General features: G+C 64.7%; 12 protein-coding genes. 7 read left to right on the forward strand and 5 right to left on the reverse strand.

The features are described 5' to 3' along the window. Nucleotides 1-8: 8 nt before the first annotated feature. Both CK489_RS31750 and CK489_RS31755 read right to left on the reverse strand, forming a co-directional pair. Nucleotides 9-1223, reverse strand: coding sequence for an amidohydrolase family protein (locus CK489_RS31750; RefSeq protein WP_143278274.1), 1215 nt, complete (start codon nt 1221-1223; stop codon nt 9-11). Nucleotides 1224-1346: 123 nt separating this feature from the next. Beyond that, the gene (locus CK489_RS31755; protein WP_095735088.1) at nt 1347-2636 is read right to left on the reverse strand and encodes an RluA family pseudouridine synthase; all 1290 of its coding nucleotides are present in this window, start codon (nt 2634-2636) and stop codon (nt 1347-1349) included. 94 nt (nt 2637-2730) lie between these two features. Between CK489_RS31755 and CK489_RS31760 the strand changes: the two genes are divergently transcribed. From CK489_RS31760 to acuR, 4 genes are all read left to right on the forward strand, one after another. After that, the gene (locus tag CK489_RS31760) at nt 2731-3669 is read left to right on the forward strand and encodes an alpha/beta hydrolase (RefSeq protein WP_095735089.1); all 939 of its coding nucleotides are present in this window, start codon (nt 2731-2733) and stop codon (nt 3667-3669) included. Nucleotides 3670-4208: 539 nt separating this feature from the next. Further along, nucleotides 4209-4727: a hypothetical protein gene (locus CK489_RS31765; protein ID WP_095735090.1), complete on the forward strand. Its 519-nt coding sequence runs from the start codon at nt 4209-4211 to the stop codon at nt 4725-4727. 124 nt (nt 4728-4851) lie between these two features. Next, on the forward strand, nt 4852-6441 hold the full coding sequence (locus tag CK489_RS31770; RefSeq protein WP_143278275.1) for an alpha/beta hydrolase domain-containing protein: 1590 nt from the start codon (nt 4852-4854) through the stop codon (nt 6439-6441). Between the two features lie 127 nt (nt 6442-6568). Further along, complete coding sequence (gene acuR / locus CK489_RS31775) at nt 6569-7201, forward strand: acrylate utilization transcriptional regulator AcuR (protein WP_095735092.1); 633 nt, start codon at nt 6569-6571, stop codon at nt 7199-7201. Between the two features lie 313 nt (nt 7202-7514). Here the strand turns inward: acuR and CK489_RS31780 are convergent, their stop codons facing one another. After that, complete coding sequence (locus CK489_RS31780) at nt 7515-8849, reverse strand: replication-associated recombination protein A (RefSeq protein WP_050625755.1); 1335 nt, start codon at nt 8847-8849, stop codon at nt 7515-7517. Next, nucleotides 8846-10204: a DegQ family serine endoprotease gene (locus tag CK489_RS31785; RefSeq protein WP_095735093.1), complete on the reverse strand. Its 1359-nt coding sequence runs from the start codon at nt 10202-10204 to the stop codon at nt 8846-8848. The genes CK489_RS31780 and CK489_RS31785 overlap by 4 nt, the downstream gene beginning before the upstream one ends. A gap of 339 nt (nt 10205-10543) precedes the next feature. Between CK489_RS31785 and CK489_RS31790 the strand changes: the two genes are divergently transcribed. Further along, nucleotides 10544-12142, forward strand: a complete 1599-nt coding sequence (locus CK489_RS31790) for an OprO/OprP family phosphate-selective porin (RefSeq protein WP_095735094.1) — start codon at nt 10544-10546, stop codon at nt 12140-12142. 261 nt (nt 12143-12403) lie between these two features. On the opposite strand, the gene CK489_RS31795 is transcribed toward CK489_RS31790, so the two are convergent. Continuing rightward, nucleotides 12404-12781, reverse strand: a complete 378-nt coding sequence (locus tag CK489_RS31795; protein ID WP_021081638.1) for a winged helix-turn-helix transcriptional regulator — start codon at nt 12779-12781, stop codon at nt 12404-12406. Between the two features lie 118 nt (nt 12782-12899). On the opposite strand from CK489_RS31795, the gene CK489_RS31800 reads away from it, so the two are divergent. Next, nucleotides 12900-13913: a zinc-binding alcohol dehydrogenase family protein gene (locus tag CK489_RS31800; protein WP_095735095.1), complete on the forward strand. Its 1014-nt coding sequence runs from the start codon at nt 12900-12902 to the stop codon at nt 13911-13913. Nucleotides 13914-14127: 214 nt separating this feature from the next. Further along, on the forward strand, nt 14128-15207 hold the full coding sequence (locus tag CK489_RS31805; protein WP_095735096.1) for a phosphotransferase: 1080 nt from the start codon (nt 14128-14130) through the stop codon (nt 15205-15207). The last annotated feature ends 14 nt before the right edge of the window (nt 15208-15221 follow it).

Consider the following 15221-nt stretch of genomic DNA (forward strand, 5'->3'; position numbering starts at 1 on the left):
GCCGGCCTTCACGGCTTCTGATAGATCACGTGACCGGCGCGGATGGTGGTGCTCACTTTCGCGAGATTGGCGACGTCGCTGAGCGGATCGCCGTCGAGCACCACGAGATCGGCGTCGAAACCCTGCTCCACCTTGCCTTTCCTTGCGGCCTTGAAGAACCGCGCCGGATTGGTCGTCAGCGACGCCAGCACCTGGCGTTCCGACAGCACGCGGTGCATCAATTGAAATTCCTGCGTGGTGTCGTACAGCTTCGTGAAGCCGACATCGGTGCCGAACAGCACGGGACCGCCGTTCTCCGAGAACTGCTTGAGCTGGTTGACGGTCGCCGCGATCAGATGGTTGGTGACGTTCGGATCGAGCACGACCGTGGTGAACAACGCCAGCGTCGGGATCAGAGCGATGTTCTGCGCCTTGAACCGCGCCAGCTGCTCCGGCGTGTAGCCGCTTTCGCTCGGGTCGGTGTGCGCCATGATATCGACGCCGGCCGCGATCACCGTCTCGACACCGGTCTTGTTCTGCGGATGGGCGAACACCGGCTTGCCTTGCGCGTGCGCCACGTCGACAGCAGCCTTGGCGATCGCCGGGTCCATGTTCACGACCGGCTTGTTTCCCTTGAAGACACCGGTGAACAGTTTCACGCCATCGAGATTGAGGTCCATGTAGCTGCGCGCCAGTTGCGTGGCCTCGTCCGGCGTCGATGCCTCGGGCAGCTGCATATCAGCCGGCAGATAGGCCGGATGGCCGTCCTTCGGAAAGATGCTGCCGGCGAGGAAGATGTCGGGACCAGCGACTTCTCCGGCGGCGATGCGCTTGCGCAGCGGCAGTATGTTTCGCGGATCGGAGCCGAGGTCCCAGACGGTGGTAAACCCCCAACGCGTCAGCATCTCCTGCATGTGCTGCGTCAACGGCGCGGCCGGCGCCTCGCCGGCGAGGTGCCAGACATGCTCCGTGAAATGAACATGGCTGTTCCAGAACCCGGCAACCACGGTCTTGCCGCTGCAATCGATGACGCGAGCATCCGCAGGCACCTTGACGTCGCCGGACTTGCCGACCGCGCTGATGACACCGTCCGAGATCACGATCACCGCATCCGGCAGCGCAGCCGCATCGGCCGATGCGTAGAGCGTGCCGCCGCGGAGCACCACGGTCTCGGCATGCGCCGCCGCCGAGGCGACAGCCGAGCCGACGAGGAAGAGCGCGACGCGTAGCCAGCTCCGGGTCATGGGCAACCTCTTTGACGATTGGTGCCGGCAACCGCCGGCGCGCGGCAACATAGAGGCTGTGCGCGGCGCGGTTTGATCGTTCTTGCTGTCAGCGACGGATATTGCAGGGCGGCGCCCGGCCCGTCACTCCTCGGGCGCGTTCTCGATCGGGTCGAACCGGTCGGCCTCGAGCCCGAGCAGATTCCAGGATTGCAGCATGTGCGGCGGCAGTGGCGCGCTGACATCGATCACGCCGCCGCGCGGATGCGGAATCACGATGCGGCGGGCGAGCAGATGCAGCCGGTTCTGCAGGCCGCCCGGCAGCTGCCAGTTCTCCTTGTTGAAGTATTTCGGGTCACCCACGATCGCATGATCGATATGCGCCATGTGGGCGCGCAATTGATGGGTGCGGCCGGTCACCGGCTTGAGCGAGACCCAGGCGAGCTTGGTCGCGGAGGCCTCGACCACGGCGTAATAGGTCACCGCGTGGCTTGCGCCCTCGTCGCCATGCTCGGCGATCCGCATGATGCTGTCCTCCTCGCTCTCCTCCTTGGCGAGATAGGTCGAGATCCGGCCCTGCTTCGGCTTCGGCACGCCGGCGACCAGCGCCCAGTAGATCTTGCGCGCGGAGCGATGGCGGAACGCGCCGGTGAGGAACGATGCAGCGAAACGCGTCTTCGCGATCAGCAGGCAGCCGGAGGTCTCGCGGTCGATGCGATGCACGAGGCGCGGCTTCTGCCCCTTGGCGTCGCGCATCACCTCCAGCATCTGGTCGACATGGCGCGTCATGCCGGAGCCGCCCTGCACGGCGAGACCGGCCGGCTTGTTCAGCACCAGCACGTCGTCGTCCTCGTACAGCGTCATGTCCTTCAGCGCCTGCAGCGTCTTCGCCTCGGCCTCCGAGAGCGTGCCTGACGTCTTCGGCGTGTCGAGCCGCAGCGGCGGGATCCGCACGCTCTGGCCCTCCTCCAGCCGGTCCTTGGAATCGGCGCGCTTGCCGTTGACCCGAAGCTCGCCCTTCCGGACGATGCGCTGGATATGGGAAAACGACAGGCCGGGAAACCGCGCCTCGAGGAAACGGTCGACGCGCATGCCGTTCTCGTCTGCCGTGACGACCACGGTCTGCACCTTGGTCGGCAATGGCTGCTCGGCCGCGGCCTTTGCGGGCTTCGGCGCCGCGGGTTCAGGCCGTTGCAACCGGTCGCGACGCGGCTCGGCGAAGCGTGGCGGCTTGGCGGCGGCGCGCTGCGAGAACGGGCGATCGCCGGACTTGCGGTCGTCAGGCCTGCGGTCGTCAGGCTTGCGGCCGCGAGGCCCGGCCACCGCCTTGCCACGATCCTGATCGCGATCCCTGTCACGCCCCTTCACGGATCGCTTCGCGCCTGCTTTGGCACGGTCGCGCGGCGATATGGTTCTCTTGATACGGCGGCTCATGGTGGTTTTTCGGCTCCAGACCTGCTCTGTGCCTAGCGCAAATGCCGCGAATCGTCACGGCGAAATCGGTGTGAGCCTCGGAAGGAGCCTTGGAATGAGACTGGCGATATCGGCTTTGGCGGCGACCCTGATGCTCTCCGGCCCGGCGCTGGCCCAGCAAGGTCCGATGCCCGAGGATCTGGCCTGGAAGCTCCTGGAACTCGGCCGCGTCGTCGACCCGCCCAAGACCGCCGCGCTCTACGCGCCGCTGCAACAGAAGGAGCCCTATCAGGGCGTCAAGGTCGAGCGTGACCTCAAGTATGGCCCCGCCGACCGCCACCTGCTCGACGTCTTCACGCCGGACACCGCCGCGCCACCGCGGCCGGTGCTGATCTACATCCATGGCGGCGGCTTCACTGCCGGCAACAAGCGCAACCCCGGCAGCCCGTTCTACGACAACATCATGCTGTGGGCCGCAAAGAGCGGCTTCGTCGGCGTCAATGCCACCTACCGCCTGGCGCCGGCCTTCCCATGGCCGGCAGGCGCGGAAGACGTCGGCGCGGTCGTGCAATGGGTATCGGAGAACATCGCGCCCCGCGGCGGCGACCCCAGCCGCATCTTCCTGATGGGCCAGTCGGCCGGCGCGGTCCACGTCGCAAGCTATGTCTCGCGCGCCGAATTCCACAAGGTGAAGGGCAGCGGCCTCGCCGGCGCGATCATGGTGTCGGGCATCTACGATCTGACCGCCTCGCCCGCCGGCGACGCCGAGCTCGCCTATTACGGCTCCGACCCGTCGCGCTACGCCGAACGCTCCTCGCTGCAAGACCTTCTCGCAAGCCCGATCCCGTTCCTGATCACCGCGGCCGAGCTCGATCCGCCGCGCTTCGTCGAGCAGTTCGAGCTGTTGAAGCAGGCCAGCTGCAAGCGTCCGAGCGGCTGCGCCCGCAGCTTCATGCTGCCGCAGCACAGCCACATGTCGGAGGTCTATGCGATCAACACGACGGATACGCGGTTGACCGACGAGATCCTGGAGTTCGTGAAGGGCGTGAAGTGAACGAAGTCAGGAGCCGTCGCAGCGGGCGCAGCAAAAATATCGAAGACAACCCCATGCAAAGCAGCCGGCAGCCGGCGCTCGAACAGGCAACTTGACACGTCGGGCAACTCAGCCTTACATTTCTAATATTCAGAAGTCACACATTGCTGCATATGGCATTTGCGGGCTTCTGCAACTGCCCCCTCCATGCGCAGGCAGGAACGGACCGCGCGTTGTTCGCGGCCGCAGCCTCATCTCAGCTTGGTCTAGGACGCGGGCTCATTAAGGCGCAGTCATAGTCGGATTGATGCGAGCTTGGCGCGCAGAAGCCTTGTCCGACAAAGCGCTGTCAAAAAAGATTGATGGGCGAAATCGCTTGCAGCCAAGCCGAATACTAGACGATCGGTCTAATTTCTGGCACCTCGGAAAAGCGCGGTGAGATCAGCTTTGGTTGAGGCTCGGTCGTTACCGAGCGCTGACCGGTTGATGACGAAAGCTTCAACGAACAACGTCCGCCCATACCTTCACGGTTGGGTGGATTCCAGCATGAGAGGTCACGCATGTTTCGCAATATCGCGCTTGGAATGACGATCACTCTCGCAGCGGCTCTAACCGTGCCGGGGGCCATTGCGCAGCAAAAGCACCATGTCAGCTATGATACGCCGGCAACTCAGACGGTATACACCCAACAGCACGTCATCGACGTTGGCGACATTCCGGGACATCAAGCTCGGCTCTTCGAAATTCGGCGGACCTATGGTGCCGATGCCCCCCTCATCAACGGATCGAGATTGAAGGAGCAGTGGACACGCGGCATGTCGGACTACATCGACAACAACGGTCCGGCCCTCATCTACAACGTCTGGATACTGGAGAATGGCGACAAGTTTTTTGTCAGGACATCACTGGTCGCCCAAAGCAGTGGAGACGGGAAGCTTACCAACATGACATCGGGCGTGATTACCGGTGGCACAGGTAGCCTCGCCAGGATTCGTGGCATCATCAGCAGTCATGGCCCGTCCGAGCCAAAGGCCGGCATCAATGCCAATCAGACGGACATCGACTATTGGATGGAGTGAGAAGGCCTTCGCGACAGGCGATGGACCGGTGAAAAAGTTGCCGGTCCATCATGTCCGTTCTGATACGGCGTGTCGTGATCAAGAAATGCTCGAAACCAGCCGCTATCCTCTACGGAGAATTCGCATGCCGCACCGTCGAAACGGGCGAACTGTGATGTTCTTGCTTTGCTTGTTCAGCCTGATCTCGACGGCGCGGCCAGTGAGCGCAGAAGTTACCCGGATCGAGTTCACGTCGAAGCAGCCTTACGGCACATTTCGCGCCGGCGACTATGTGATCTGGCAGGGCAAGATCCACGGCGACCTATCGCCGCAAGAGGCCATCCCTGGGATCGACAAGGCATCGCGCAATGAACGCGGGCGCGTCGACTACGCGGCGAAGATCATTCTCATGATGCCGGCGACTCCGCGCGGGGAAAACGGCGCGTTGCTGGTGGACGTACCCAACCGCGGGCAAGTCTGGGCCGAGGCGATCTACAACTCGCCTCGCGACGCGCGGTTTCTCCCGGGCACGCTGGAGCAAGGCACCGGCTTTCTTCAGGACCATGGTTTCGCAGTTGCGGAGGTTTTTTGGGAGCTTGGACAGGGCGCGGACCTGCCTTCGTTCGCTGACGCCGACGGCAAGACACGCTTCGTCGAGGGAGTGGGCTTTGCGATCGTCCGCGACGCCGCGGATTTCTTCGCGCATGCAGCTTCCGACAAGGGTGGAACGCCCAACCCGCTCAAGGGAGCGATCAACCGCGTGCTCGCGAGCGGCAGGTCCCAGGATGGACGATTCCTGAAGACCTTTCTGCTGAACGGCTTCAACATGACGGGCAGCCGGCGCGTCTTCGACGGAATGCATGTGTTCGTCTCGGCCGCCGGTCTTCTTCCGATCCTGCAGACGGGCCTTGGACCAATGTCGAGCGCCGAGGGGGCTCCCACATTCGACAACCCGGATTTTCCCGGCGTGAATGACGGGCCGCTCACGATCGGGGAGATCACGGCCAAGGTCGAGGCGCGCGGCGAGGTACCTCCGAGGATGATACTGGTGAACTCCACCACGGACTACTATTCGCTGCGCGCTTCGCTTGGCCGCACGGGCGGGTCCGGAACCGCGGATCAACCACTGCCCGGCAATGTGCGGATGTACGATATCGCGGGAGGCCCGCATGTACCCGCCCCCAAAGCACCGGCCTGCACACTGACGCCGGGCCGCCTCGATTGGTCACCGCTGTCGCGGGCCCTCCTGCTGCACCTTGATGCCTGGGTGAGCCGCGGCACCGAGCCGCCCGCCAGCGAACTGATGCCGCTTGAAGCCGCCGGCGGCGAGCCACCTGCGCTGCGCGCGCCGATTCGGCTTTCCGCCGCAGTGATACAAGTGCCGAAGCGCGATCAGGACGGCAATGCGCTCGGCGGCGTGCGGCTGCCGGATGTCGCGGTGCCGACCGGCACCAATGGTGCCCAGAACCAGCCGCAGACATTCACCTGCATGCTGATCGGGTCCTTCTCGCCATTCGCAGCGACGAAAGCGGAACGAGAGCGTACCGGTGACGCCCGCCTGTCGATCGAAGAGCGCTATCACGGCCGCGACGATTACGTGAACCGGATCCGGATCGCCGCCCAGGATCTGATGGCGCGTGGGTTTCTGCTGCCCGAAGACGCGGCAGTGATCGTTCAGGAGGCCGCGTCGACCAACCTGTTCGCGCCGGCACCAACGAATGCCGAGCCACGTTGAGTGAGCCAAGCCGGAACCCAGGCCTGCCACCGAACGAGTGGATGGAGTGAGAGGGTCTCCGCCACTTGCAGAACGCCGCATCACCGGCGGTTTGCTTCTCCTAGACGACCGGTCTAATACGATCTGCATGAGCAAGACGCTGCCTCGCCGCCGTCGCGGGCGACCTCCCAAGGAACTTGCCGGCACCAGCGCGACCCGTGATGCGCTGGTCCGTGCGGGTGTCGTTATGCTGACGGAGAAGGGCTATTCCGCGACGGGGATCGAGGAAGTCTTGCAGAGCGTCGACGTGCCAAAGGGGTCGTTCTACCACTACTTTCCGAGCAAAGAGACATTTGGAGCGGAGCTGATCGACAGCTACGCTGGCTACTTTTCGCGGAAGCTCGACAGCTTCTTCCTGAACGAGCAGCATCCCCCGCTCGAAAGGCTCAGAGGTTTTACCGACGATGCTACGTCCGCCATGAAGCGCTTCCGTTATGCGCGAGGCTGTTTGGTGGGCAATCTTGGGCAGGAGATGAGCGTACTTCCACAATCATTTCGCCAGCGGCTGTTCGATGTGTTCATCGACTGGCAGCAGCGCACAGCCAAGTGCTTGAGAGCTGCCCAGGCTACTGGTGCAATCTCTTCCAGCCAAGATTGCGACTGGCTTGCCGAGTTCTTCTGGATCGGTTGGGAGGGCGCGGTTCTTCGCGCCAAACTCGAACGCCGTTCCGAACCGCTTCATTCCTTCTCGAAGGGCTTTTTCAAGCTCCTCGGTGAATGAGTCGTTTTTCGTGTAGATGGCGGAAGGCACAATCCACCACACGATCTCCACGCCATCATTTCAGCCGGCTTGATCGACCGCTCGCGCTCGGCCGCGAGAGCCTGCCGCTCTGGAACATCCCGTTGAGCTGATCGATCTCACGCTCGCGGCAAACGGCGCTCAGCCTGTCGAATTCTTGGTCTCGCAAGCCGCATCCCCGAGCTGATCTGAATAAATGTCGGCTTCTGGCCCATCGCGACACTTGCTGCAGTTGTACAAGGGCGGTCGGGATCGGAGGACAGCGGACATCGCCGACGGTTCGTGAGTCCGCGGCCTAGCTCCCGCCCCGCTCCTTCCGCAGCCGCGCCCAGTAATCGAGCCGCTTGCGGATCTCGCGCTCGAAGCCGCGATCGGGCGGATCGTAGAAGGTCTGGCGGCCGAGCGCTTCCGGGAAATAGTCCTGGCCGGAGAACGCGTCGGGCGCGTCGTGATCGTACTGATAGCCGGAGCCGTAGCCCTCCGACTTCATCAGCTTGGTCGGCGAATTCAGGATGTGCTTCGGCGGGAGCAGCGAGCCGCCCTGCTTTGCAGTCTGCATCGCCGCACCGAACGCGGTGTAAACCGCGTTCGATTTCGGCGCGGTGGCGAGATAGACCACGGCCTGCGCGATCGCGAGCTCGCCCTCCGGCGAGCCGAGGAAATCATAGGCATCCTTGGCGGCGTTGCAGACCGCCAGCGCCTGCGGATCGGCCAGCCCGATGTCCTCGACCGCCATGCGCACCACGCGCCGCGCCAGGAACAGCGGGTCCTCGCCGGCATCGAACATCCGCGCGAGATAATACAGCGCCGCATCCGGATCGGAGCCACGCACCGACTTGTGCAGCGCCGAGATCAGATTGTAGTGGCCGTCGGCCGACTTGTCGTAGATCGGTGCGCGGCGCTGCAGGATGGCCTGCAACTGCTCGGCGTTGAACACCTCGCCCTTGCGGGCGGCGCGCCAGACCTCTTCGGCCAATGTCAGCGAGGCGCGGCCGTCGCCGTCGGCCATCCGCACCAGCACGGCGCGCGCCTCCGCGTCGAGCGGCAGGCTCTTGCCCTCGATCTTCTCGGCATTGGCGAACAGCCGTTCGATCGCCGCCGTATCGAGCGAGTGAAACACCAGCACGCGGGCGCGCGACAGAAGCGCCGCGTTGAGCTCGAATGACGGGTTCTCCGTGGTGGCGCCGACCAGCACCACCGTGCCGTCCTCCATCACAGGCAGGAAGGAATCCTGCTGCGCGCGGTTGAACCTGTGCACCTCGTCGACGAACAGCAACGTACCCTTGCCCATCTCGCGGCGGGCACGAGCGGCATCGAACGCCTTCTTCAGATCGGCGACACCGGAGAACACCGCAGAGATCTGCTCGAAATGCAGCTCGGTGGCGTCGGCCAGAAGCCGCGCCACGGTGGTCTTGCCGGTGCCGGGCGGGCCCCAGAACACCAGCGAGCCGAGCGTGCGCGTCTCCAGCATGCGGGTCAGCGCGCCGTCGGGACCGAGGATGTGATCCTGGCCAACGACATCAGCCAGCGTGCGCGGGCGCAGCCGGTCCGGCAGCGGGTGTGGCGCGTCCTGCTCCATCCCCGCCGCGGCGAACAGGTTGCCAGCCTCGCGCGGTTGCTTTGGGCTCATCCGCCGAGCGTCACGTTGATCTGCTGGCCGCCGCGCACCAGCGTGATGCGCCAAATTCGCGAGCCCGCCTTCGATACCTTGTCGAGGTCGCTGGTTCGCACGATCTTCTCGTTGTTGACCGCCAGGATGATGTCGCCCTTCTGGAAGCCGACATTGGCGGCCGTGCCGTCATCGGCGAGCTCGGTCACCACGACGCCCTCGGCGCCGGCGTCGAGATGCAGCTCGTCGGCGAGCGCCGGAGAGATATTGGCGACCCGCGCGCCCTGGAACGGCGAGCGCGCGGTCAGCACGATCTCGTCGCGGTTGGTGTCGGGCGCGGTCTCCAGCGGCACGGTGAGCTTCACCGGCTTGCCGGCACGCTGCACCTCGATCTCCGCGTTGCCGCCCAGCGGACGGGTCGCGAAGCGGTAGTCGAACGCGTTGGGATCGTCGATGGCCTGGCCGTCGATCCCGACGATCAGGTCGGACAGTTTGAGCCCGGCCTTCGCCGCGGGGCTGTTCGGCGCGACGTTGGCGACCAGCGCGCCGGTCGGCAGCTTAAGCCCCAATGTCTCGGCGATCTCCGGCGTCACCGCCTGCAGCCGCGCGCCGAGCCATGGCCGCTTCACCGCCTTGCCGCCGCTCTTCGCGGAGGCCACCACGACGCGCACCATGTTGGCCGGGATCGCAAAGCCGATGCCCTGCGAACCGCCGGAGCGCGAGAAGATCGCGGTATTGATGCCGGCGAGCCGTCCGGTCATGTCGACCAGGGCGCCGCCCGAATTGCCCGGATTGATCGCGGCGTCGGTCTGAATGAAGAATTGATAATCCGTGATCCCGACTTGAGTACGCGCCAGGGCCGAGATGATGCCGTGCGTCACGGTCTGGCCGACGCCGAACGGGTTGCCGATCGCGAGCACGACGTCTCCGACCTGGAGCTGGTCGGAATTGGCGAAGTCGAGCGTCGTGAATTTCTCCTTGTTGGTGCCCTTCAGGCGCAACACCGCGAGGTCGGTGCGGCTGTCCTTCAGCACGATCTCGGCCTCGAACTCACGCTTGTCGGAGAGCGAGACCTTCACCTGGTCGGCGCCCTCGATCACGTGATTGTTTGTAACCACGAGGCCGGAGCCGTCGACCATCACGCCGGAGCCGAGCGAGCGCTGCATCTGCTCGGGCTGCTGCCCCGGCACGCCGAAGAAGCGGCGGAAGATCGGGTCGTCCAGGAACGGATTGCGGTTCTGCACGGTCTTGGCGGCGTAGACATTGACCACCGCCGGCTGCACCCGCTGCACGATCGGCGCATAGGACAGCTGAAGCTCGGCCTGCGACGACGGCACGCGACGGTCCTGGGCCGCGGCCGGGGAACAATTCCCCATGAAAGCCAATGTGCACAGAGCGGATATGGCAGCGAAGCGGACGGGTCGGAGCATTCTCACCTCTTTTGGAAACGCCGGAATATAGGCGTGTTCGCCGGGCAATTGAAGGGCGCCCGGCCGGATAAACGGCCCCGCCGGACCGGTGCAAAACCCCCGGCCGACGCGTTGAAGCGCGCCGCCAAGCTTCTATGATTGTTGTCATCTCACTGCGCCGCTCCGCTTGTTGCCCGCGGACAACAAGCGGAGCTGCGATGCCTGGAAGCGCTGTCGTGCGTCAGTCACGTTCGACTCCTAGGACGTCTCAGTGAGTGGGGACTTCAAACACAACAGGGGTGCACAATGGGTGCGACAAAAGTTGGTGCAATCGCCATAGGACTTGCCGGGGCGCTCGCCGCCTCGCCGGCCTATTCACAATCAGCCGGAGGCGGCAGCGACGCGGAGATCGCGCTGCTCAAGCAGCAACTGAAGATGCTCGAGCAGAAGCTCGACAAGCTGCAGAAGCAGACCAATGCCAATACCGCGACCGCAGCCAGCGCAAACGCCAATGCGAAGGCCGCGGATGCCAAGGCGGCGCGGGTCGCAAGCGCGAATGCCGCGATCCCGGTGAAAGGCCCGGTCGCGCCGTCGGGCGTCGTGGTGACGATGCCGAACAACCGGCCGACGATCTGCACCGCGGACGAACAGAACTGCGTCGCGATCACCAGCCGCGTGCACTGGGATGTCGGCGGCTACGACTATCGTCCGAACACCGCTGCCACCTCGCCGCAGAAGCTCGACAGCGGCGAGAACCTGCGCCGCGCCCGCATCGGCATCGTCGGCAAGTTCTTCGGTGACTGGAATTACGCGCTGATCTACGACTTCGGCGGTTCATCCGACGGCTTCGGCGGCGCAGCACCGGGATCGCTGCCCGGCGGCGGCACCTCCGGCGTCGAGAACGCCTATCTGAGCTACACCGGCTTCAAGCCGTTCGGCGGCAAGATGGCGATCGAAGGCGGCATCATGGACATCCCGTGGACGCTGGACGAATCAACCAGCTCCAACGACATCCTGTTCATGGAGCGCGCCTCGGTCGGCCTCATCGCGCAGAACATCGCGGCCGGTGATTTCCGTTCGGGCGCCGGCACCCGCTGGTGGAACGACCAGCTCTGGATCGGCGGCTATGTCACGGGCCCGACGACAGGCTCGATCCACTCCGCATCCTCGGTCACGCCGGCCGGCACGTCCGAGCAGTATGGCGGTGTCGTCCGCGTCGCCGGCAACCCGATCAGCGGCAAGAACTACTCGGTGCATATCGGCGCCGACGCGGAATGGCTGGTGCAGCCGCCGCGCAACCAGCTGACGCAGGCGCAGACGCTGACGCTGAGCGACCGGCCCGAGCTGCGCATCGACCCGACGACGCTGATCTCGACCGGCGCGATCGCCAACGTCTCGGGCGCGCAGGTCTACGGCGTCGAGGCGGCGGCGACCTATGGCTCGTTCATCGCACAGGGCGAATACTACTGGTTCAATGTCGACCGCTCGGCGAATACCGGGCTGCCGCCGTTCGGCGCGCCGAGCCTGAAATTCGACGGCGGCTACGCGCAGGTCGGCTACGTGCTGACCGGCGAGAACCACGCCTACAATCCGGCAACGGCCTCCTATGGCGGTATCAAGCCGCACGATCCGTTCTCGCTCGCCGGGGGCGGCATCGGCGCCTGGGAAATCGCCGGCCGCGTCAGCACGATGAATCTCAACGACCAGGTCGGCCAGGCGGTCGGCATCGCGGGTGGACGGCAGACCGTCTACACCGCCGCGCTGAACTGGTACGTCAACAACAACGTCCGCTTCATGCTGAACTATCTGCACGGCGACGTCGCCAAGCAGGTTTCGGCGACTTCGACTGCGGATGCAGGCTCGAAGTTCGACGCGGTCGCGCTGCGCACGCAGGTGGCGTTCTGAGGCGAACCGATTTCGTCAATGACAACGGCCGGGAGCGACACCGCTCCCGGCCTTTTTATTGCTCAGGAGGACGTGACATCATCGAGCCGTAGCAGCAGCCCCCACCCTGGCCCTCTCCCGCTTGCGGGGGAGGGCCAGGGTGGGGGCTCTCTCCAGTCACTTTGTGGAAAGAGCCCCCACCCGCATCGCATGAGATGCGATGCGACCTCCCCCGCAAGCGGGAGAGGTGCGGCGGAGTTTGCCGCGCGTCTGATTTACTCCCTATGCCGCGCGCTTCTTCTTCACGACGACCTCCGGTGCCGGTGCGCAGGACAGCCGCTCCTGGTGGCCCTCGCCCCAGGCTTTCAGAATATCGATCACCGGACGCAGGCTCTCGCCGAGTTCGGACAGCGTGTATTCGACCCGTGGCGGCACCTCGGCATAGACCTTGCGGATCACGAGGCCATCGTCCTCGAGTGCCCGCAGCTGCTTGGTCAGCATACGCTGGGTGATGCCGGGCATCCGCCGCCGCAGCTCGCCGAAGCGCTGGGTGCCGGCCTGCAAATGATACAGGATCACGCCCTTCCATTTGCCGTCGATCAGGTCGAGCGCGGCCTCGACCGCGCAGCCCGGCCGGCGGGCAAAATTCTTCCGTTTCATCGGTAATTTCCCAATAGTATACAAACAGGGACTAGTTCCCTGATTTTACAGTACTTGCCAAAAGGACGCCAGCGCGACAGGTAAGACGGCAGGCAACCGCCCACCACGGAGACCAGGCATGAAGGCCGTCGGATACCAAAAGTCGCTGCCGATCGAGGCGGCGGATTCGCTCGTCGATTTCGAGATCGCCAAGCCCGAACTGAAGGGGCGCGACATCCGCGTCGCGGTGAAGGCCATCTCGGCCAACCCGGTCGACTACAAGGTGCGCAAGCGCGCGGCGCCGACCGACGGCGGCTACAAGATCCTCGGCTTCGATGCGGCCGGGGTGGTCGATGCCGTCGGGCCCGAGGTCTCGCTGTTCAAGCCCGGCGACGAGGTGTTCTACGCGGGCTCGATTCTGCGCCAGGGCACCAACTCGGAATTTCATCTGGTCGACGAGCGCATCGTCGGCAACAAGCCGGCATCGCTGTCGTTCGCGCAGGCCGCCGCCCTGCCCCTGACATCGATCACCGCATGGGAGCTGTTGTTCGACCGGCTCGGCGCGGTACCGGGCAAGAGCCTCGATCCGCGCACACTGCTGATCACCGGCGGCGCCGGCGGCGTCGGGTCGATCCTGATCCAGCTGGCGCGCCGTCTCACCGGGCTGACCGTGGTTGCGACTGCGACGCGGCCGGAGTCGGCGAAGTGGTGCCGCGATCTCGGTGCGCATGCGGTGATCGATCACTCGCAGCCGATGAAGGAGCAGATCGAGAAATTGAAGCTGCCGCCGGTCGGCCTCGTCGCGAGCCTCACCTTCACCGACCAGCACTACAAGTCGATCGCCGACTTCATCGCACCGCAAGGCAAGTTCGGCCTGATCGACGATCCCGCCGAGTTCAACGTCGCCGCGTTCAAGGGCAAGGCGGTGTCGATCCACTGGGAGTCGATGTTCACGCGCTCGTCATTCCAGACGCCTGACATGATCGCGCAGCATCATCTGCTCAACGATGTCGCCGACCTGATCGACAAGGGCGTGCTGCGCACCACGCTCGACCAGACCTTCGGCACCATCAACGCTGCGAATCTCAAGCGCGCCCATGCGCTGCTGGAAAGCGGCAAGTCGCTTGGCAAGATCGTGCTGGAAGGCTGGTAGGCCTTCCCTCGTACGGGTGGGTCGGCATCAGCACAACCGACCCTACCCGCCCTGCGTAGCTCGCGTTATCCCCACAGGCCGAGCCGTGGCTTTTGCCAAAGCCGCGATCGCCTGTATGATTTGCGCAACGATCACCCCGTCCTCAATCCGGCCGTGCGAGCGGCCGGAACGGTGGTGACGCCCCAAGGGGATACAAGGGGATGGGAGAACGCCGATGAGTTTGCTCACGGCCGATCCGTCGCGGATCGATCCGGAGTGGATGACGCGCGCGCTGCGCGAAGCCGGCTTGATCGACCAGGCCAGGGTCATCGATCTCGCATGCACGCCGGTCGGCAACGGCCTCGTCGGCGACAGCTATCGATTTCGCCTGACCTATGACGGCAATGAGCCGAACGCACCCGCGAGCGTCGTCGGCAAATTTCCGGCGGCAGATCCCGACAGCCGCCGCTCTGGTTCCGCGCACACGCTTTACGTCCGCGAGGTCGCATTCTATCGCGAGCTGGCGGCGACCGTCGCCATTCACACCCCGCGGCCAATTCTCGCCGAGATCGATCCGGCGACCGACGACTTCACGCTGATCCTGGAAGATCTGGCGCCTGCGCGCCCGGGCGACCAACTCGCCGGATGTACGATCGCGGACTGCCTGACGGCGATGCGTGAGGCCGCTGCATTGCACGCGCCGCGATGGAACGACCCGACGCTCGCCGCAGCGCATTGCTTTACGGTTGCCGCGAGCCGGCGCAGAGACCTTCGCGCGGTGCTGCCCGGCATCATCGGTCACTACAAGGAGCGATACCGTGGCGTGATCGAGCCGGAGTTCCTTGATCTGATCGACCGGCTTCCGGACGCGATCCCGCGCTACCAGTCGGAGCAATCGACGCCGCGAACCCTGCAGCATGCAGACTTCAGGTTGGACAACATCCTCTTTGACGTCCGTGGCAATACCCGACCGATGGCGACGCTGGACTGGCAGACATTCACGGTGGGGCCAGGCATCGTCGACGTCGCCTATTTCCTGTCGGCCGGCATCGACCCGTCCGAGCGGCGATTACATGAAGCCGATCTGGTGCGGTTCTATCATTCCGAGCTGATCGGCCGAGGCGTGCGGGACTATGGCTGGGACCAGTGCTGGCGGGATTACCGGCGCTACACGCTGCACGGGATCATGATGGGCGTCGTCTCCGCGCTCAGCGTGCAGCGCTCCGAGCGCGGCGACGCGCTGTTCCTGAAGATGACCCGCGGCGCCTGCGCGCAAGCCCTGGATCACGACAGCTTTGCATACTGGCGCGACTAGCATCGAAAGGGATC

It is taken from the genome of Bradyrhizobium sp. UFLA03-84, assembly GCF_002289535.1.
Lineage (GTDB): Bacteria > Pseudomonadota > Alphaproteobacteria > Rhizobiales > Xanthobacteraceae > Bradyrhizobium > Bradyrhizobium viridifuturi.

Excerpts from the sequence above, each read along its gene's own strand:
- CK489_RS31750 (WP_143278274.1), bottom strand. The coding sequence starts at position 1,223 with ATGACCCGGAGCTGGCTACGCGTCGCGCTCTTCCTCGTCGGCTCGGCT.
- CK489_RS31755 (WP_095735088.1), bottom strand. The coding sequence starts at position 2,636 with ATGAGCCGCCGTATCAAGAGAACCATATCGCCGCGCGACCGTGCCAAA.
- CK489_RS31760 (WP_095735089.1), top strand. The coding sequence starts at position 2,731 with ATGAGACTGGCGATATCGGCTTTGGCGGCGACCCTGATGCTCTCCGGC.
- CK489_RS31765 (WP_095735090.1), top strand. The coding sequence starts at position 4,209 with ATGTTTCGCAATATCGCGCTTGGAATGACGATCACTCTCGCAGCGGCT.
- CK489_RS31770 (WP_143278275.1), top strand. The coding sequence starts at position 4,852 with ATGCCGCACCGTCGAAACGGGCGAACTGTGATGTTCTTGCTTTGCTTG.
- acuR (WP_095735092.1), top strand. The coding sequence starts at position 6,569 with ATGAGCAAGACGCTGCCTCGCCGCCGTCGCGGGCGACCTCCCAAGGAA.
- CK489_RS31780 (WP_050625755.1), bottom strand. The coding sequence starts at position 8,849 with ATGAGCCCAAAGCAACCGCGCGAGGCTGGCAACCTGTTCGCCGCGGCG.
- CK489_RS31785 (WP_095735093.1), bottom strand. The coding sequence starts at position 10,204 with ATGGGGAATTGTTCCCCGGCCGCGGCCCAGGACCGTCGCGTGCCGTCG.
- CK489_RS31790 (WP_095735094.1), top strand. The coding sequence starts at position 10,544 with ATGGGTGCGACAAAAGTTGGTGCAATCGCCATAGGACTTGCCGGGGCG.
- CK489_RS31795 (WP_021081638.1), bottom strand. The coding sequence starts at position 12,781 with ATGAAACGGAAGAATTTTGCCCGCCGGCCGGGCTGCGCGGTCGAGGCC.
- CK489_RS31800 (WP_095735095.1), top strand. The coding sequence starts at position 12,900 with ATGAAGGCCGTCGGATACCAAAAGTCGCTGCCGATCGAGGCGGCGGAT.
- CK489_RS31805 (WP_095735096.1), top strand. The coding sequence starts at position 14,128 with ATGAGTTTGCTCACGGCCGATCCGTCGCGGATCGATCCGGAGTGGATG.